Genomic DNA, 18,074 nt, shown 5'->3' on the forward strand with positions numbered 1-18,074 from the left:
TTAGCCGACATTTCGCCAATTATGTTTTGTAGGGAATGTAACGAACATAGTTGCATCTGAATGATAATCAATATTGTTTGGCTTGATTTTTAAACTGGTTGTCCCTCAGGTGTTCGGGAAGTTGTCTTATATGGGCGTTACTGCAAGTAGCGGCGGTGAGCGTTTTAGCGGATTTTTCTGCCAGCGATAGCGCTCTGGATCAATGTTTTGCCCGCCTGCCACCGGACCTTGTAGGAGCTGCCGCAGGCTGCGATCTTTTGATTTTGATTTTTAAAAAACAAGATCAAAAGATCGCAGCCTGCGACAGCTCCTACAGGGGGGGGGCGCGGAGGTTGTTGAATCGCAGGCAAAAAAACGCCCCGAACCAGTCGGGGCGTCAGATGTGCAGCGCTGCGGTTAGCTTTCTATCCGGTCCGCGGCGGCTGTTTACTCAAGAAGCCGATCAGTGGAACTGTTCTTCTTCTGTCGAGCCGGTCAGTGCGGTAACCGAAGACGAGCCACCCTGGATCACGGTGGTCATGTCGTCGAAGTAGCCGGTGCCCACTTCCTGCTGGTGAGCCACGAAGGTGTAACCCTTGGCGGCGTCGGCGAATTCCTGCTCTTGCAGCTTCACGTAGGCAGTCATGTCGTTGCGGGCGTAGTCGTGCGCCAGGTTGAACATGCTGTGCCACATGTTGTGAATGCCGGCCAGGGTGATGAACTGGTGCTTGTAGCCCATGGCGGACAGTTCGCGCTGGAACTTGGCGATGGTCGCGTCGTCCAGGTTTTTCTTCCAGTTGAAGGAAGGCGAGCAGTTGTACGACAGCAGTTGGTCCGGGTATTCCTTCTTGATCGCTTCAGCGAAGCGACGAGCCTCGTCCAGGTCCGGCTTGGCGGTTTCGCACCAGATCAGGTCGGCGTACGGAGCGTAGGCCAGGCCGCGAGCGATGGCCTGGTCCAGACCGGCGCGCACTTTGTAGAAGCCTTCCTGGGTACGTTCGCCAGTCACGAATGGCTGGTCGTACGGGTCGCAGTCGGACGTCAGCAGGTCAGCGGCGTTGGCGTCGGTACGGGCCAGGATGATGGTCGGAGTACCGGCGACGTCAGCTGCCAGACGGGCAGCGGTCAGCTTCTGTACGGCTTCCTGGGTAGGAACCAGTACCTTGCCGCCCATGTGGCCGCATTTCTTCACGGAGGCCAGCTGGTCTTCGAAGTGAACGCCGGCGGCGCCTGCTTCGATCATGCTCTTCATCAGTTCGTAGGCGTTCAGTACGCCGCCGAAACCGGCTTCGGCGTCAGCCACGATCGGCGCGAAGTAGTCGATGTAGCCAGCGTCGCCAGGGTTCTTGCCGGCTTTCCACTGGATCTGGTCGGCACGACGGAACGAGTTGTTGATGCGCTTGACCACGGTTGGAACCGAGTCCACCGGGTACAGCGACTGGTCCGGGTACATCGATTCGGCGGAGTTGTTGTCCGCAGCAACCTGCCAGCCCGACAGGTAGATCGCCTGGATACCGGCTTTGACTTGTTGTACAGCCTGGCCGCCGGTCAGGGCGCCCATGCAGTTGACGAAATCTTTCTCAGGACGGAAGGCTGGCTTGGCACCCTGGGTGACCAGGTTCCACAGCTTCTCGGCGCCCATTTTTGCAAAGGTGTGCTCAGGTTGAACCGAGCCACGCAGGCGGACGACGTCAGCAGCGGAGTAAGTGCGTGTCACGCCTTTCCAGCGCGGGTTTTCAGCCCAGTCTTTTTCGAGGGCTGCAATTTGCTGTTCGCGTGTCAGTGCCATGGGAGATAAACCTCGTCGCGTCTTTATGAAAAGTTGTTCTGCGGTGGAAAATTCCTGCGCTCGCTGACCAGAAGCTTAAGCGGTCAAGTCGGATTCGGCGGGGAGGGCGACGGGATGAACGATGGGCTCGAGGGGAAGTGAGCAGGTAAAGGCGAACTGCGGGCGCATTCGGGCGTCGTGGGCCTTGGTACGAACATCAGTGTGGTGCCGGGTTACCTATTACGCTTCCGTCCCTCGGGACAACTTCGTTCCAGTCGACAACCTCGTCAAACACACCTTGTGGGCGGTACAGACACGAAGCGGTTCGCGGGGTAGGTGCGAACATCGCCTCGAAGGCCCTTGCCAGGGCCCCTGATTAGCGGGAGCGAGGCCATCATGCCTTCGCTTTTTTGGCTCGTCAAACGTTTTGTAGTGCTTTTTTTCAAGCACTACATCTTTGGTCTAATACGACTCGTCAGTCAGTTTTTGGTGATTTAGTCCAGGGTGTCGACTTTCACGCGCAAAGTCATGTCGTTGCGGCTCTGGGTTGAGTAGCTGCGGGTCTGGCCCTGTTTATCGGCCTGGGTCTGGCCATTGACCCCGGCCAGCAGGATCCACTCACCGAGGTGGCCGGTGACGGTTGTGTCGGTACTTTGTACGTTCACTACATCGGGACGCTCCTGGCTCATGCGGTCACGGTTGGTACTGATCGAGAGGTGAACGATGTCGCCGGTGACGTTTGCGGTGACGTAAAAGCCCTGGGTGACGTTGCGGTATTCTGTCTGGCTGCGCAGGTCGCCATAGCCATCGGTCTGCGAACTGGTCAGTGGCACGCTTTGGCCGACCTGGATCAGCGCCGGTGCGCCTTCGCTGGCCTGTACCTGCTGAATGCCGCCGTCGCGGCTGTCGGTGCTGTAGTTGATGATGCGGGTCCTGGCGCCGTTGGTTGAAGAACCCTGGTCATCCTGGAAGTTGTTGTCACTGGTGTCGACGGTGATCAGCAGGCGCTTGGGTGCCGTGTCGAGTTGGGAAAGAAGGGCTTTAAGTTCGTCGATCTTGCGCTGATCAGCGTTGACGATGAGTTGATTGCCGTAGGCGCTGACCTGTCCGTCCTTGCCGACGAAATCCTGCGCCACCGGCAGAAGATCGGCACTGGTGTGGTGCTTGAGGGGGACGATTTCTGTGGCTGCCATCACCGAAAAACTGCAGCCCAGCAGCAGTGTGGTGAGCAGGGTGCGTAGGGACATATCCGTTATCTCCGCCAAATAAACAAAGCCCGTAGGAGCTGCCGAAGGCTGCGATCTTTTGATCTTGCCCTTGGATTTTTATTGATAGTGCCACTTTGTCGGCCCGGGATGGGGCAAGTTGAATGGTAGACAGCAAAACGCCCCGGTATCCGAAGATAGCGAGGCGTTTTGTGGTGTGCTGCCTATAAAGATCGCAGCCTGCGGCAGCTCCTACAGGAGAAGGTTTAACTGTGCCGGACCATGTCCACATGCGGAATCCCGGCTTCCAGGAACTCCTCACTGACCATGTGGAACCCCAGGCGCTCATAGAACGCCGTGGCTTGTACCTGGGCGCTGAGCATCTGCTGCTTGAGTCCGCGCTCTTCGGCTTCGCCGATGACCGCTTGCATCAGCGCATCGCCGACTTTCAGCCCGCGCCAGTCCTTGAGTACCGATACCCGGCCGACATGTCCATCGGGCAGCAGGCGCGCGGTACCAATCGGAAAGTCGCCTTCGTAAGCGAGGAAGTGCACGGCATCAATGTCATCGGCGTCCCATTCCAGTTCTGGCGGAACGGATTGCTCGGCGACGAACACCGCTTCACGAATGCGCCGGATCTCGGCGTTGTCCTTTTGCCAGTCTGCGACACGTACGTGAATCTTATTCATCGGCAAACCCCAGGCTTCCTTGCTTGACCAGTTCGCACAGCAGGCCGCGGCCGTCTTCATCGCTCAGCCATTCGCCGAGGTTGTCGGCGTGCAGGGCGTCGGCGGCGCAGATCATCTTCAGCAGTTCGCGCAGTTTGCCCGGCAGGTAACGGCTCTGGCCGCTGGCGAACAGCAGCAGGTCGTCATCGACTTCGGACCATGCCAGGCGCGCGCTCGGGTTGCGAATCAGGATCGCGCCTTGCTCCAGGGCGGACATGAAGTCCTCTTCTTCGACGTCTTCCGGACCCACCACCAGTTCCGGGTAGCGTGGCTCGGTCATGAACTGGCCGAACCAGGTCAGCAGCAGGCGCTCGTCGCTCATGTGCTCGGCCAGCAGGCCTTTGAGGCGATCGAGTGCATCGCGCTGGATCTGGTGAGGGTCGGCAGTCGGCAAGGCGTCGGCGTCGGTGTAGCGTTCTTCGTCCGACAGGAACTGGCTGAGGAAGTCGGTGAAGTGGGTCAGCACTTCAGCGGCGCTCGGCGCGCGGAAGCCCACCGAGTAGGTCATGCAGTCATCCACAGCGACGCCACAATGGGCCAGGCGCGGCGGCAGGTAGAGCATGTCGCCCGGTTCCAGCACCCATTCATCGGTGGCTTCGAATTCGGAGAGGATGCGCAGGTCGGCGTGGGCCAGCATCGGGCTCTCGGTGTTGCACATCTGGCCGATCTTCCAGTTGCGCTTGCCGTGGCCTTGCAGCAGGAACACGTCGTAGTTGTCGAAGTGCGGACCCACGCTGCCGCCTGGCGCGGCGTAGCTGATCATCACGTCGTCGATGCGCCAGCTCGGCAGGAAGCGGAAATTTTCCAGCAGTTCGCTGACTTCCGGGACGAACTGATCCACGGCTTGAACCAGCAGGGTCCAGTCACGCTCAGGCAGCTTGCTGAATTCATCTTCGGCGAACGGGCCGCGACGCAGTTCCCATGGACGCTCGCCATTCTCGATGATCAGGCGCGATTCGACTTCTTCTTCCAGCGCCAGGCCGGCCAGTTCGTCGGCGTCGATCGGGCTTTCGAAATCAGGAATCGCCTGGCGGATCAACAGCGGCTTTTTCTGCCAGTAATCGCGCAGGAATTCCCGTGCCGTGATGCCGCCCAGAAGTTGAAGAGGAATATCAGGATTCATGTGTAACCTATTGAAAAAATGCACTTTTCAGACGGGAATAAAAACGCCCGGCGCGGCCGGGCGTCTTCAAAGGGTCTAGCGATCGATCAGATGCGTTTGGCTTGCTCTACAGCGTTGCCGATGTAGTTCGCCGGGGTGAGCAGTTTCAGCTCGGCCTTGGCGGCGGCTGGCATGTCCAGGCCGTCGATGAAAGTCTGCAGTGCTTCAGGGCTGATGCCCTTGCCGCGGGTCAGTTCTTTCAGTTTTTCGTACGGGTTTTCGATGTTGTAGCGACGCATCACGGTCTGGATCGGCTCGGCCAATACTTCCCAGCAAGCGTCCAGGTCGGCGGCGATCTTCTGCTCGTTGAGCTCAAGCTTGCTGATGCCCTTGAGGCTGGCTTCGTACGCGATCACGCTGTGGGCGAAGCCGACGCCGAGGTTGCGCAGTACGGTGGAGTCGGTCAGGTCGCGCTGCCAGCGGGAGATCGGCAGCTTGCTCGCCAGGTGCTGGAACAGTGCGTTGGCGATGCCCAGGTTGCCTTCGGAGTTTTCGAAGTCGATCGGGTTGACCTTGTGCGGCATGGTCGACGAACCGATTTCGCCAGCGATGGTGCGCTGTTTGAAGTAACCCAGGGAGATGTAGCCCCAGATGTCGCGGTCGAAGTCGATCAGGATGGTGTTGAAGCGGGCGATCGCGTCGAACAGCTCGGCAATGTAGTCGTGCGGTTCGATCTGCGTGGTGTACGGGTTGAAGCCCAGGCCCAGTTCGTCTTCGATGAAGGCGCGGGCATTGGCTTCCCAGTCGATCTCGGGGTAGGCCGACAGGTGGGCGTTGTAGTTGCCGACAGCGCCGTTGATCTTGCCCAGCAGCGGAACGGCAGCGACTTGAGCGATCTGGCGCTCCAGGCGGTAAACCACGTTCGCCAGTTCTTTGCCCAGGGTGGTCGGCGAGGCCGGTTGACCGTGGGTGCGCGACAGCATAGGCACGTCGGCGAAGCGGATGGCCAGTTCGCGGATGGCGTTGGCGGTCTGGCGCATCAGCGGCAGCATCACGTCATCACGGCCTTCGCGCAGCATCAGGGCGTGGGACAGGTTGTTGATGTCCTCGCTGGTGCAGGCAAAGTGGATGAACTCGCTGACCTTGGCCAGTTCCGGCAGCTTGGCCGCTTGCTCTTTGAGCAGGTACTCGATGGCCTTGACGTCGTGGTTGGTGGTGCGCTCGATCTCTTTGACGCGCTCGGCGTGCTCCAGAGAGAAGTTTTCCGCCAGGGTGTTGAGCACAGCGTTGGCTTCGGCGGAGAACGCCGGCACTTCGCTGATGGCAGGGTGAGCGGCCAGGCGCTGGAGCCAGCGCACTTCAACCAGAACGCGGGCACGGATCAGGCCGTACTCGCTGAAAATTGGGCGCAGGGCCTGGGTTTTGCCGGCGTAGCGGCCGTCAACAGGGGAAACCGCAGTGAGCGAAGAGAGCTGCATGGGGTGTTCTCGGACAGTCGGGCAACGAAATGGGGCGCGTATCATACATGAAAAAATCCGCCGGTCCGTCGCCAACTGACCGGCGTATTACGCGTATTGCTAAGTTCTGTTCTGTCGATGCGGGTTATTCGTTACGCATCAAGGGGTAAAGCTCTTTGAGCAATTTGCGACGGCTGATCACCAGCTGCCAGCGATGACCGCCCAATTGCCGCCACAGGCGTGCAGAACGGATGCCGGCCAGCAGCAGGGCGCGAATTTTCGAGGCGTTGCTCGGTTGTTGCAGGTTGCGCATGTCGCCGTGAACCTGGATGCGTTGGCGCAAGGTGCTCAACGTGTCCTGGTACAGCGCGCCGCAGGCGGCGATCACATTTTCGTGGGCAGGGCCGAAGTGTTCGACCTGGGACTGGATCTGCGGCAAACGCTTGCCGATCACCTCGAGCATGTCGCCACGTTTTGCCAGTTGGCGCTCAAGACCGAGCATCGCCAGGGCATAGCGCAGCGGCTCGCGCTGCAGGGCGCTCGGGTCGCGCTCGAGGGCGCCGATCAGGGCGCGATAGCCTTCACGCAGGTTGATGTCATCGCCGCCATAGACTTCCAGGGTGTCCTTGGGGTCGCGGATCAGCAGGCTGCCGAGCATGCAGCTCAGGCCGGCCTCGTTGGTCTGGCCGCTCTTGGCAATCCTGTCCACCAGCACGGCGGCGAGAAACACGCCGCCCAGTGCTGTCAGTTGCTCCTGAATCGGGTTCATAGGGCCTGGCCCTTGCTCGTCCACGGCTCGGCTACTTCAATCACGCCGCCGCCGAGGCAGATCTCACCGTCGTAGAACACCACGGACTGGCCTGGAGTGACCGCGCGTTGCGGATCATCGAAGGTAGCGCGATAACCGGTGGCGGTTTTTTCCAGGGTGCAGGGCTGGTCGCTCTGACGATAACGAACCTTGGCGGTCAGCTTGCGTGGCTGGCTCAGGTCGATCGGGTTGACCCAGTAGATATCGGAAGCGAGCAAGGCGCGGGAGAACAGCCACGGGTGGTCATTGCCCTGGCCAACGATCAGCTCGTTGTGCTCCAGGTCCTTGATCAGCACGTACCACGGCTCGTCGCTGGCGTCTTTCAGGCCGCCGATGCCCAGGCCCTGACGCTGGCCGATGGTGTGATACATCAGGCCGTGATGACGGCCGATGATTTCACCTTCGGTGGTCTTGATCTCGCCCGGTTGTGCCGGCAGGTACTGTTTGAGGAAATCGCTGAAACGGCGTTCGCCGATGAAGCAGATCCCGGTGGAGTCCTTCTTCTTCGCGGTCGCCAGCTCGTATTTCTCGGCAATCGCGCGCACTTGCGGTTTTTCCAGTTCGCCGACCGGAAACAGGGTCTTGGCGATCTGTTCGCCGCCGACGGCGTGCAGGAAGTAGCTCTGGTCCTTGTTCGGGTCCAGGCCCTTGAGCAGTTCGGTGCGACCATCGATGTCGCGGCGACGCACGTAGTGGCCGGTGGCGATCAGGTCGGCGCCAAGCACCATGGCGTAGTCGAGGAACGCCTTGAACTTGATTTCGCGGTTGCACAGGATGTCCGGGTTCGGCGTGCGTCCGGCCTTGTATTCGGCCAGGAAATGCTCGAACACGTTGTCCCAGTACTCGGCGGCGAAGTTGGCGGTGTGCAGCTTGATGCCGATCTTGTCGCACACGGCCTGGGCGTCCGCCAGGTCATCCATGGCGGTGCAGTATTCCGTTCCATCGTCTTCTTCCCAGTTCTTCATGAACAGGCCTTCCACCTCATAACCCTGCTCGATCAGCAGGAGGGCGGAAACGGAAGAGTCCACGCCGCCGGACATGCCGACAATGACGCGCTTCTTTTGTGTGTCAGAAGGGGCTGGATCACGCATAGGGATTCAATGAGTGTCTTGAAAAAGGACGCGATTCTAACAGGCTGGAGCCTGCATGGCTAAAGAGAAGGACGGATCAATTCAAGGCCGAAGTGAATGCCTGCCAGATAGTCATCGATGCAGCGCATGATCAGCTCGCTGCGCCAGTTGTCGCGTTGTGCCATTAATTCTTCGCGGGTCAACCACTTGGCGCCGACGATGCCGTCGTCCAGTTGATAATCGGGGTGGTGTTTCAGCGGTTTTGCGATGAAGCACACTCGCTGGTAGGTCACGCCGTTGCTCGGGGCGGTGTAGAGGTAAATGCCCAGTACGCCGGTCGGTTCGACGTCCCAGCCGGTTTCCTCGAGGGTTTCGCGCACGGCGGCTTCGGTCAGGGTTTCGTTCGGGTCCAGGTGGCCGGCGGGCTGGTTGAGCACCACGCGACCGTGCTTGAGTTCTTCGACCATCAGGAAGCGGCCGTTGTCTTCGACGATGGTGGCGACGGTGATGTGGGGTTTCCAGTCCATGAGATTTCCTCGGTATTCGGAATTGACAAGATCGCAGCCTTCGGCAGCTCCTACAAGGATCGGTGTAGGAGCTGCCGAAGGCTGCGATCTTTTGATCTTTGCCAGAAACACAAACCCCGGCGCATGGCCGGGGTTTGTGGTGCTTCCTTACAACCTTAAGCCAACGCCGCAACCGCTGCGTTGAAGGTTGCGCTTGGACGCATGGCCTTGCTGATCAGCTCGGCGTCGGCGTGGTAGTAACCGCCGATGTCCACTGGCTTGCCCTGAACGGCGTTGAGTTCGGCAACGATGGTCGCCTCGTTCTCGGTCAGGGTTTTGGCCAGGGTCGCGAACTGCGCTTGCAGTGCAGCGTCTTCGGTCTGGGTGGCCAGGGCTTGAGCCCAGTACAGCGCCAGGTAGAAGTGGCTGCCGCGGTTGTCGATGTTGCCGACTTTGCGCGATGGCGACTTGTTGTTGTCCAGGAACTGGCCGGTGGCCTGGTCCAGGGTCTTGGCCAGTACCAGCGCCTTTGGATTGTTGTAGGTCACGCCCAGGTGTTCCAGGGACGCGGCCAGGGCCAGGAATTCACCCAGCGAATCCCAGCGCAGGAAGTTCTCTTCCAGCAGTTGCTGAACGTGCTTCGGCGCCGAACCGCCGGCGCCGGTTTCGAACAGGCCACCGCCGTTCATCAGCGGCACGATCGACAGCATCTTGGCGCTGGTGCCCAGTTCCATGATCGGGAACAGGTCGGTCAGGTAGTCACGCAGTACGTTGCCGGTCACCGAGATGGTGTCCTTGCCTTCGCGGGTGCGCTGCAGGGTGTACTTCATGGCGTCAACCGGCGACATGATCTGGATGTCCAGGCCGGCAGTGTCGTGATCCTTCAGGTAGGCCTGAACTTTCTCGATCACCACGCCGTCGTGGGCGCGCATTGGGTCCAGCCAGAAAATCGCCGGCGTGCTGCTGGCGCGAGCACGGTTGACCGCCAGTTTGACCCAGTCCTGGATCGGTGCATCTTTGGTCTGGCACATGCGGAAGATGTCGCCGGCTTCGACCGACTGCTCCAGCAGCAGGTTGCCCTTGCTGTCGGTGACGCGAACAACGCCGTCAACCTTGATCTGGAAGGTCTTGTCGTGGGAACCGTATTCTTCGGCTTTCTTCGCCATCAGGCCAACGTTCGGCACGCTGCCCATGGTGGTCGGGTCGAATGCGCCGTTGGCTTTGCAATCTTCGATCACGGCCTGGTAGATGGTGGCGTAGCAACGATCCGGGATCACGGCCTTGGTGTCGTGCAGCTGGCCGTCGGTGCCCCACATCTTGCCGGAGTCGCGGATCATCGCCGGCATCGAGGCGTCGACAATGACGTCGCTCGGTACGTGCAGGTTGGTGATGCCTTTGTCGGAGTTGACCATCGCCAGGGAAGGGCGAGCGGCGTAGACCGCCTGGATGTCCGCTTCGATGGCTGCTTGCTGTTCAGCAGGCAGGGCCTTGATGCGAGCGTACAGGTCGCCGATGCCGTTGTTCAGGTTGAAGCCGATCTGTGCCAGCACGTCAGCGTGCTTGGCCAGTGCCTCTTTATAGAACTCGGCAACGATCTGGCCGAACATGATGGGGTCGGAGACCTTCATCATGGTCGCCTTCAGGTGAACCGACAGCAGCACGCCTTGTGCCTTGGCGTCTTCGATTTCAGCGGCGATGAAGCTGCGCAGGGCGTTTTTGCTCATGACCGCGCAATCGAGGATCTCACCGGCTTGTACGCTGGTCTTTTCTTTCAGGACGGTGGCGCTGCCGTCTTGAGCGATCAGTTCGATTTTCACGGCGTCAGCGGCGTCGATCAGGGCGGCTTTTTCGCTGCCGTAGAAATCGCCGGTGCTCATGTGTGCAACGTGGGACTTGGAGTCATTGGCCCAGGCGCCCATTTTGTGCGGGTGCTTGCGCGCGTAGTTCTTGACCGACAGCGGAGCGCGACGGTCGGAGTTGCCTTCACGCAGAACCGGGTTCACGGCGCTGCCCTTGACCTTGTCGTAGCGCGCCTTGGCTTCTTTGTCGGCGTCGCAGGTCACGGTTTCCGGGTAGTCCGGCAGGTTGTAGCCCTGGGCTTGCAGCTCTTTGATCGCGGCTTGCAGTTGTGGGACCGAAGCACTGATGTTCGGCAGCTTGATGATGTTGGCTTCAGGCGTAACGGCCAGGGCGCCCAGTTCGGCGAGGTGGTCGGCTACGGCTTTGTCACCCAGTTGCTCGGGGAAGCTGGCCAGGATGCGCCCTGCAAGAGAGATATCGCGGGTTTCAACGGCGATATCAGCCGAGGCGGTGAACGCCTCTACGATAGGCAACAGTGAATAGGTGGCGAGGGCAGGAGCTTCGTCGGTGAAGGTATAGATGATCTTCGAGCGGGTGGGCATATTCGGATTAACTCTCTCTTCTTTGCTAAAGCGTGCGCAGAAACTCGAGGGCGCCGGGTAAGCGCGTTCGTTCAAAGTCATCCATGAGCCGAATATCGAGGTTTCGTTGCTGTGATGTTGGGTGCATCAGTAGGGCGTCATGCAGTCGGACTGCGGTAACAGACCGGCTAATCGGGCGTAAACACTCATCGTAGAGCTGCTCAGTCCGTCGTGACCCTTTAGTCAGCGGCGGCATTATACATAGGTAGCTGGCAATCTGCCGATGGTTCATACGCAACGAATGTCGTCCATTGGTCTAAAGGTCGCAGGGGCGAGGAGGGCGTAAGGTCATTCGTCGTGCTTGAGTTTGGCGTTTTTCCCTTTGCTTTCAGGCTTGTAGACCGCTGGTTGTGCGGCTTTGCGGCATATGGACAGAACATAGGGTTTGCGCGCCGATTCAACTGGGTTACGCTCGAACCAAGCCAGATGTTCAATCCAATCAATGGAGTTCAGCATGGGTTACAAGAAGATTCAGGTTCCAGCCGTCGGCGACAAAATCACCGTCAATGCAGACCATTCTCTCAATGTTCCTAATAACCCGATCATCCCCTTCATCGAAGGCGACGGCATTGGCGTCGACATCAGCCCGGTCATGATCAAGGTTGTCGATGCTGCTGTTAAGAAGGCTTATGGTGGCGAGCGCAAGATTTCCTGGATGGAAGTGTACGCCGGGGAAAAAGCGACTCAGGTCTACGATCAGGACACCTGGCTGCCTCAGGAGACCCTGGACGCGGTCAAGGATTACGTGGTTTCCATCAAGGGCCCGCTGACCACCCCGGTCGGTGGCGGCATCCGTTCGCTGAACGTGGCCCTGCGTCAGCAACTCGACCTGTACGTCTGCCTGCGTCCGGTGCGCTGGTTCGAAGGCGTGCCTAGCCCGGTCAAGAAGCCGGGTGACGTCGACATGACCATCTTCCGCGAGAACTCCGAGGACATCTACGCCGGCATCGAGTGGAAGGCCGGTACGCCGGAAGCCACCAAGGTCATCAAGTTCCTCAAGGAAGAAATGGGCGTCACCAAGATCCGTTTCGACGAGAACTGCGGTATCGGTGTCAAGCCGGTTTCGCTGCAAGGCACCAAGCGTCTGGCGCGCAAGGCCCTGCAATATGTGGTCGACAACGATCGCGATTCGCTGACCATCGTGCACAAAGGCAACATCATGAAGTTCACCGAAGGTGCCTTCAAGGAATGGGCCTACGAAGTGGCGGCTGAAGAATTCGGCGCGACCCTGCTCGACGGCGGTCCGTGGATGCAGTTCAAGAACCCGAAAACCGGCAAGAACGTCATCGTCAAGGATGCCATCGCCGACGCCATGCTCCAGCAGATCCTGCTGCGCCCGGCCGAGTACGATGTGATCGCGACCCTGAACCTGAACGGTGACTACCTCTCCGACGCCCTGGCGGCGGAAGTGGGCGGTATCGGTATCGCACCGGGGGCCAACCTGTCCGACACCGTGGCCATGTTCGAAGCCACCCACGGTACGGCGCCGAAGTACGCCGGCAAGGACCAGGTCAACCCGGGTTCGCTGATCCTCTCCGCTGAAATGATGCTGCGCCACATGGGCTGGACCGAAGCGGCCGACCTGATCATCAAGGGCACCAATGGCGCGATTTCCGCCAAGACCGTGACCTATGATTTCGAGCGTCTGATGGAAGGGGCGAAACTGGTGTCGTCTTCCGGTTTCGGTGATGCGCTGATCTCGCACATGTAAGAAAACGCAGGCACACAAAAACCGCCTGATTCAAGAAGTTGAGTCAGGCGGTTTTTTTATGACTGGATGACGCGGCGATATTAAACCGAAACGGTCTGCTCAGGTGACTGTGTCGCGGTTTTCGAGGCATCCACCGGGTTGCCGATGTTGACCGCGTGAAGACCTTTGGGGCCCTGGATGATGTCGAATACGACAGCTTGCCCGGCTTTCAGGGTTTTATAACCTTCCATTTTAATGGCCGAGTAGTGGGCAAACAGATCTTCTGTCTTGCCTTCCTCGTTGATGAAACCGTAACCCTTGGCGTTGTTGAACCACTTCACCTTGCCGACTGCCATACCCAACTCCCTCTGCAACAGACTCCATCACTGGAGTATCATCCACTACATCCGCAGTCGAACCTGTAAATAAGTTTGACTCCGCGGACCTTTTTTACCCACTGTGGGCTCTATTGGTTGTAACACCCTTTTGCCGATAGTCAAGCTGACCGGCAGTCGGAGTTGAAATCGCTGATAGCCGCCCCCACCACTGTATTTGAACAACTGACGAACCTTTCTTTCCATGCATGCAATCAGCCAGATTCGACTAACATTCAATCAGGATCGCCCTGATTTACACGACGACGATTCCGCAGGCATTGCTGTTCAGGAGGCAAAGCCTGCTCTACAGGCGCCGCCGATGTACAAGGTGGTTTTGTTCAATGATGACTACACACCGATGGATTTCGTCGTCGAAGTGCTCGAGGTGTTTTTTAACCTGAATCGCGAGCTGGCGACCAAGGTCATGCTGGCCGTCCATACAGAAGGGCGGGCAGTATGTGGAGTGTTTACCCGCGACATCGCGGAGACCAAGGCCATGCAGGTCAACCAGTACGCCAGGGAAAGCCAGCATCCGCTACTCTGTGAAATCGAGAAGGACGGTTAATCGCCGACCACTTGGGTATGAGGTGAAGCTATGTTAAACCGCGAGCTCGAAGTCACCCTCAATCTTGCCTTCAAGGAAGCCCGTTCGAAGCGTCATGAGTTCATGACCGTCGAACACCTCCTGCTGGCCCTATTGGACAATGAGGCTGCCGCCACCGTTTTGCGTGCGTGCGGCGCAAACCTCGACAAACTCAAGCATGACCTGCAGGAGTTCATCGACTCCACCACGCCATTGATCCCCGTGCATGACGAGGATCGCGAAACCCAGCCAACCCTGGGCTTCCAGCGTGTCCTGCAACGTGCTGTGTTTCACGTACAGAGCTCGGGCAAACGCGAAGTGACTGGTGCCAACGTGCTGGTCGCGATCTTCAGTGAGCAAGAGAGTCAGGCAGTGTTCCTGCTGAAACAGCAGAGCGTTGCCCGCATAGATGTCGTCAACTACATCGCCCATGGCATTTCCAAGGTGCCGGGGCATGGCGATCACTCTGAAGGTGAGCAAGATATGCAGGACGACGAGGGCGGTGAGTCTTCTTCCTCGGGCAATCCCCTGGATGCTTATGCCAGCAACCTCAACGAACTCGCGCGCCAGGGTCGTATCGATCCGTTGGTGGGGCGTGAGCTGGAAGTCGAGCGTGTCGCACAGATCCTGGCGCGTCGGCGCAAGAACAACCCGCTGCTGGTGGGCGAGGCGGGCGTGGGTAAAACCGCGATTGCCGAAGGCCTGGCCAAGCGCATTGTCGACAACCAGGTGCCGGACCTGCTGGCCAACAGCGTGGTTTACTCCCTCGACCTGGGTGCCTTGCTGGCCGGTACCAAGTACCGTGGCGATTTCGAGAAGCGCTTCAAGGCGTTGCTCAATGAGCTGAAGAAGCGGCCGCAGGCGATCCTGTTCATCGACGAGATCCACACCATCATTGGTGCGGGTGCTGCGTCCGGTGGTGTCATGGACGCCTCGAACCTGCTCAAGCCGCTGCTGTCCTCGGGTGATATCCGTTGCATCGGATCGACCACCTTCCAGGAATTCCGCGGCATCTTCGAGAAGGACCGTGCCTTGGCCCGGCGTTTCCAGAAGGTCGATGTGTCGGAGCCTTCGGTGGAAGACACCATTGGCATTCTGCGCGGCCTGAAGGGGCGTTTCGAAAGCCATCACAATATCGAATACAGCGATGAAGCCCTGCGCGCGGCTGCCGAACTGGCTTCGCGTTACATCAACGATCGCCACATGCCGGACAAGGCGATCGACGTCATCGACGAAGCGGGTGCCTACCAGCGCCTGCAACCGGTCGAGATGCGCGTTAAACGCATCGAAGTGCCTCAGGTCGAAGACATCGTCGCGAAAATCGCGCGGATTCCGCCAAAACACGTCACCAGCTCCGACAAGGAATTGCTGCGTAACCTCGAGCGTGACCTGAAGTTGACCGTGTTTGGTCAGGATGCCGCGATCGACTCGCTGGCCACCGCGATCAAGTTGTCCCGTGCTGGCCTCAAGTCCCCTGACAAGCCTGTCGGTTCGTTCCTGTTCGCCGGGCCTACCGGTGTCGGTAAAACCGAAGCGGCGCGTCAGTTGGCCAAGGCGCTGGGGGTCGAGCTGATTCGCTTCGACATGTCCGAGTACATGGAGCGCCACACCGTATCGCGTCTGATCGGTGCGCCTCCGGGCTATGTCGGGTTCGATCAGGGCGGTCTGCTGACCGAAGCCATCACCAAGCAACCACACTGCGTGCTGTTGCTCGATGAAATCGAGAAAGCGCATCCGGAAGTCTTCAACCTGCTGCTGCAGGTCATGGACCACGGTACCTTGACCGATAACAACGGGCGCAAGGCGGATTTCCGTAACGTGATCGTCATCATGACGACCAACGCCGGTGCCGAGACAGCTGCTCGTGCTTCGATCGGTTTCACCTTCCAGGACCACTCGTCCGATGCGATGGAAGTGATCAAGAAGAGCTTCACGCCGGAATTCCGCAACCGTCTGGACACCATTATCCAGTTTGGTCGCCTCAGCCATGAGGTCATCAAGAGCGTGGTGGACAAGTTCCTTACCGAGCTTCAGGCGCAGCTGGAAGACAAACGAGTGTTGCTGGAAGTCACCGATGCGGCCCGCAGCTGGCTGGCCGAGGGTGGCTACGACGCAGCGATGGGTGCTCGCCCAATGGCTCGCTTGATCCAGGACAAGATCAAGCGTCCACTGGCGGAGGAGATTCTCTTTGGCGAACTGGCCGAACATGGCGGTGTGGTGCACATCGACATCAAGGATGGCGAGCTGACCTTCGAGTTCGAGACCACGGCCGAGATGGCCTGACGTTTGGAAGCAATGCAAAAAGGCGCCGAAAGGCGCCTTTTTGTTATCTGGATCACGAATCCCCCTTGTAGGAGCTGCCGCAGGCTGCGATCTTTTGATCTTGTTATTAAAAAAATCAAAGTCAAAAGATCGCAGCCTGCGGCAGCTCCTACAGGGGATCAGTGTCAGGAATTCGAGAGTGGGTCAAATCCCACACAAACAAAAACGCCCGGCATAAGCCGGGCGTCTTGTATTGACCAGATTAGCGGGCGCGGTAAGTGATGCGCCCTTTGCTCAAGTCATAGGGAGTCAGCTCTACGCGCACTTTGTCGCCGGTAAGAATACGGATGTAGTTCTTGCGCATCTTGCCGGAGATGTGCGCGGTTACGACGTGCCCATTTTCCAACTCCACACGAAACATGGTGTTGGGCAGGGTGTCGACGACAGTGCCTTCCATTTCGAAGCTGTCTTCTTTCGACATGCAGTAAAGCCCTCGGTGTCCAATGAATGGCCCGGTGCAACTGCGCCAGGCAAAAGCGGCGTGCATTGTGCCCGAAAAGTGGGGTTTAAGCCAAGGGGTTTAGGGCCGGCTCTAGTTTAGAACCACCCAGCGCTGATTAATCAGCAACTCAATGGGGCGATATTGAGTCTTGTAATTCATTTTTTTGCAGTTTTTGATCCAGTAGCCGAGGTAGACCGCCTCTAGTCCCAGTCGCCGGGCCTCGGCGATTTGCCACAGGATTGCATAGCGCCCAAGGCTGCGGCGCTCTTCGGATGGTTCGTAGAAGGTGTAGACCGCCGAAATACCGTTCGGCAGCAAATCGGTGACAGCAACGGCCAGCAGTTGACCGTTCAGGCGGAATTCATAAAACCGTGAAAACGGCAGGTCCCGCACCAGGAAAGTCGAAAACTGGTCGCGACTGGGCGGGTACATGTCGCCATCGGCGTGACGCTGTTCGATGTAGCGCTGGTAAAGCTCGAAGTACTCTTCGTTGAAGCAGGGCTTGGCCGGACGCACCTGCAAGTCCGCGTTGCGCTTGAAGATGCGTTTCTGTTGCCGGTTGGGCGTGAACGGCCCCACGGGAATGCGCGCCGGAACGCAGGCATTGCAATTCTGGCAATGCGGCCGGTAGAGATGATCGCCACTGCGACGAAACCCCATCTCCGACAGGTCTGCATAGACATGCACATCCATGGGCTGGCTAGGGTCGAGGAACAGGGTTGTGGCCTGCTCATCGGGCAGATAACTGCAAGAGTGCGGCTGAGTGGCATAGAACTTCAAACGCGCCAACTCGGTCATGATCAACCCTCGGGATAATGCTTTTGAATAAGTGTAAGCCACGCGGGAGAAAGTCGCTCAGCAAACCCAGGTGGCGGTGTTGGGTTGGTCCAGGTGTCTGACCAGATAGCTCGCAAATTCGCGGCGGGGTATCGCTCGGGCGCCCAGGCTGTGCAGGTGATCGGTGGGCATCTGGCAATCGATCAGTACAAAACCCGAGTCTTTCAGATGCCGGACCAGGGTGGCAAAGCCGAATTTAGAGGCGTTGTCAGCGCGGCTGAACATCGACTCGCCAAAAAATAATTGCCCCATGGCCAGGCCATACAAGCCGCCGACCAGTTCGTCGCCGTCCCACACTTCCACCGAGTGCGCGTGACCACGCCTGTGCAGTTCGATGTAGGCCTCTTGCATCGCTTCGGTGATCCAGGTGCCGTCGGCGTAATCCCGGGGAGCCGCACAGGCGCGAATGACGGCGGCGAAGTCCTGGTCGAAGGTCACTTGATAGCGTTGCTGGCGCAGCAGTTTGTTCAGGCTGCGCGAGACGTGCAATTCGTCGGGAAACAGAACCGTGCGCGGGTCCGGCGACCACCAGAGAATCGGCTGGCCTTCGGAAAACCATGGGAAGCAGCCATGGCGATAAGCCGAGATCAGCCGATCGGCGGACAGGTCGCCACCGGCAGCCAGCAGCCCGTTGGGGTCGCGCATGGCCTTTTCCAGCGGTGGGAAATGCAAGGTGTTGCGTTGTAACCAAGTCAGCATGGCATCCGGGCTTGCAGAAGGGGAGGGCAGTGGCGGGCGTTGGCCCGCCATAAAGTTTGC

Annotated in this window: 17 protein-coding genes; 3 read left to right on the plus strand and 14 right to left on the minus strand. The window is 58.9% G+C overall.

Features of this window, described 5'->3' with window-relative positions; all coding sequences use genetic code 11:
- Positions 1-442: 442 nt before the first annotated feature.
- The 10 genes from aceA to C9422_RS32235 all read right to left on the minus strand — a co-directional run bounded on the left by aceA (position 443) and on the right by C9422_RS32235 (position 11,520).
- Positions 443-1,768, minus strand: coding sequence for an isocitrate lyase (aceA, locus tag C9422_RS16410; protein WP_007970439.1), 1,326 nt, complete (start codon positions 1,766-1,768; stop codon positions 443-445).
- A gap of 473 nt (positions 1,769-2,241) precedes the next feature.
- Positions 2,242-2,994: a secretin N-terminal domain-containing protein gene (locus tag C9422_RS16415; protein WP_116581355.1), complete on the minus strand. Its 753-nt coding sequence runs from the start codon at positions 2,992-2,994 to the stop codon at positions 2,242-2,244.
- A gap of 224 nt (positions 2,995-3,218) precedes the next feature.
- Positions 3,219-3,641, minus strand: coding sequence for a GNAT family N-acetyltransferase (locus tag C9422_RS16420; protein ID WP_033047574.1), 423 nt, complete (start codon positions 3,639-3,641; stop codon positions 3,219-3,221).
- Entirely contained in the window at positions 3,634-4,803 is a 1,170-nt protein-coding gene (locus C9422_RS16425) for a cupin domain-containing protein (protein WP_007972092.1), read from the minus strand. Before C9422_RS16425 ends, C9422_RS16420 begins: the two co-directional genes overlap by 8 nt.
- Positions 4,804-4,889: 86 nt before the next feature.
- Positions 4,890-6,260, minus strand: coding sequence for an adenylosuccinate lyase (gene purB, locus C9422_RS16430; protein WP_007972090.1), 1,371 nt, complete (start codon positions 6,258-6,260; stop codon positions 4,890-4,892).
- A gap of 124 nt (positions 6,261-6,384) precedes the next feature.
- Positions 6,385-7,008, minus strand: a complete 624-nt coding sequence (gene hflD, locus C9422_RS16435; RefSeq protein ID WP_007972088.1) for a high frequency lysogenization protein HflD — start codon at positions 7,006-7,008, stop codon at positions 6,385-6,387.
- Positions 7,005-8,138: a tRNA 2-thiouridine(34) synthase MnmA gene (mnmA, locus tag C9422_RS16440; RefSeq protein ID WP_116581356.1), complete on the minus strand. Its 1,134-nt coding sequence runs from the start codon at positions 8,136-8,138 to the stop codon at positions 7,005-7,007. The genes hflD and mnmA overlap by 4 nt, the downstream gene beginning before the upstream one ends.
- 59 nt (positions 8,139-8,197) lie before the next feature.
- The gene (locus C9422_RS16445) at positions 8,198-8,644 is read right to left on the minus strand and encodes an NUDIX hydrolase (protein WP_116581357.1); all 447 of its coding nucleotides are present in this window, start codon (positions 8,642-8,644) and stop codon (positions 8,198-8,200) included.
- A 155-nt stretch (positions 8,645-8,799) separates the two neighbouring features.
- Positions 8,800-11,025, minus strand: coding sequence for an NADP-dependent isocitrate dehydrogenase (locus C9422_RS16450; protein ID WP_116581358.1), 2,226 nt, complete (start codon positions 11,023-11,025; stop codon positions 8,800-8,802).
- 327 nt (positions 11,026-11,352) lie between these two features.
- A complete protein-coding gene (locus C9422_RS32235) occupies positions 11,353-11,520 on the minus strand; it encodes a hypothetical protein (RefSeq protein WP_165824784.1) in 168 nt (55 codons plus the stop codon).
- On the opposite strand from C9422_RS32235, the gene icd reads away from it, so the two are divergent.
- Positions 11,519-12,775 carry an NADP-dependent isocitrate dehydrogenase gene (gene icd / locus C9422_RS16455; RefSeq protein WP_007972065.1) on the plus strand — a complete coding sequence of 419 codons (1,257 nt, stop codon included), beginning with the start codon at positions 11,519-11,521 and terminating at the stop codon, positions 12,773-12,775. The two genes, C9422_RS32235 and icd, sit on opposite strands and share 2 nt — an antisense overlap.
- Before the next feature lie 80 nt (positions 12,776-12,855).
- On the opposite strand, the gene cspD is transcribed toward icd, so the two are convergent.
- Entirely contained in the window at positions 12,856-13,110 is a 255-nt protein-coding gene (gene cspD / locus C9422_RS16460; RefSeq protein ID WP_116581359.1) for a cold shock domain-containing protein CspD, read from the minus strand.
- A gap of 223 nt (positions 13,111-13,333) precedes the next feature.
- On the opposite strand from cspD, the gene clpS reads away from it, so the two are divergent.
- Together clpS and clpA are read left to right on the plus strand one after the other, a co-directional pair.
- The gene (gene clpS / locus C9422_RS16465) at positions 13,334-13,696 is read left to right on the plus strand and encodes an ATP-dependent Clp protease adapter ClpS (protein ID WP_015094394.1); all 363 of its coding nucleotides are present in this window, start codon (positions 13,334-13,336) and stop codon (positions 13,694-13,696) included.
- 30 nt (positions 13,697-13,726) lie between these two features.
- Positions 13,727-15,997: an ATP-dependent Clp protease ATP-binding subunit ClpA gene (gene clpA / locus C9422_RS16470; RefSeq protein ID WP_007972069.1), complete on the plus strand. Its 2,271-nt coding sequence runs from the start codon at positions 13,727-13,729 to the stop codon at positions 15,995-15,997.
- Positions 15,998-16,238: 241 nt separating this feature from the next.
- Here the strand turns inward: clpA and infA are convergent, their stop codons facing one another.
- The 3 genes from infA to aat form a co-directional block, all read right to left on the minus strand.
- Complete coding sequence (gene infA, locus C9422_RS16475) at positions 16,239-16,457, minus strand: translation initiation factor IF-1 (protein ID WP_002553999.1); 219 nt, start codon at positions 16,455-16,457, stop codon at positions 16,239-16,241.
- A gap of 111 nt (positions 16,458-16,568) precedes the next feature.
- A complete protein-coding gene (locus tag C9422_RS16480) occupies positions 16,569-17,276 on the minus strand; it encodes an arginyltransferase (protein WP_116581360.1) in 708 nt (235 codons plus the stop codon).
- A 57-nt stretch (positions 17,277-17,333) separates the two neighbouring features.
- Entirely contained in the window at positions 17,334-18,014 is a 681-nt protein-coding gene (gene aat, locus C9422_RS16485; protein ID WP_116581439.1) for a leucyl/phenylalanyl-tRNA--protein transferase, read from the minus strand.
- Positions 18,015-18,074: the final 60 nt, after the last annotated feature.

It is taken from the genome of Pseudomonas sp. B1(2018) (assembly GCF_003097365.1).
In the GTDB taxonomy this organism is placed as follows: Bacteria; Pseudomonadota; Gammaproteobacteria; order Pseudomonadales; family Pseudomonadaceae; genus Aquipseudomonas; species Aquipseudomonas laurylsulfatiphila.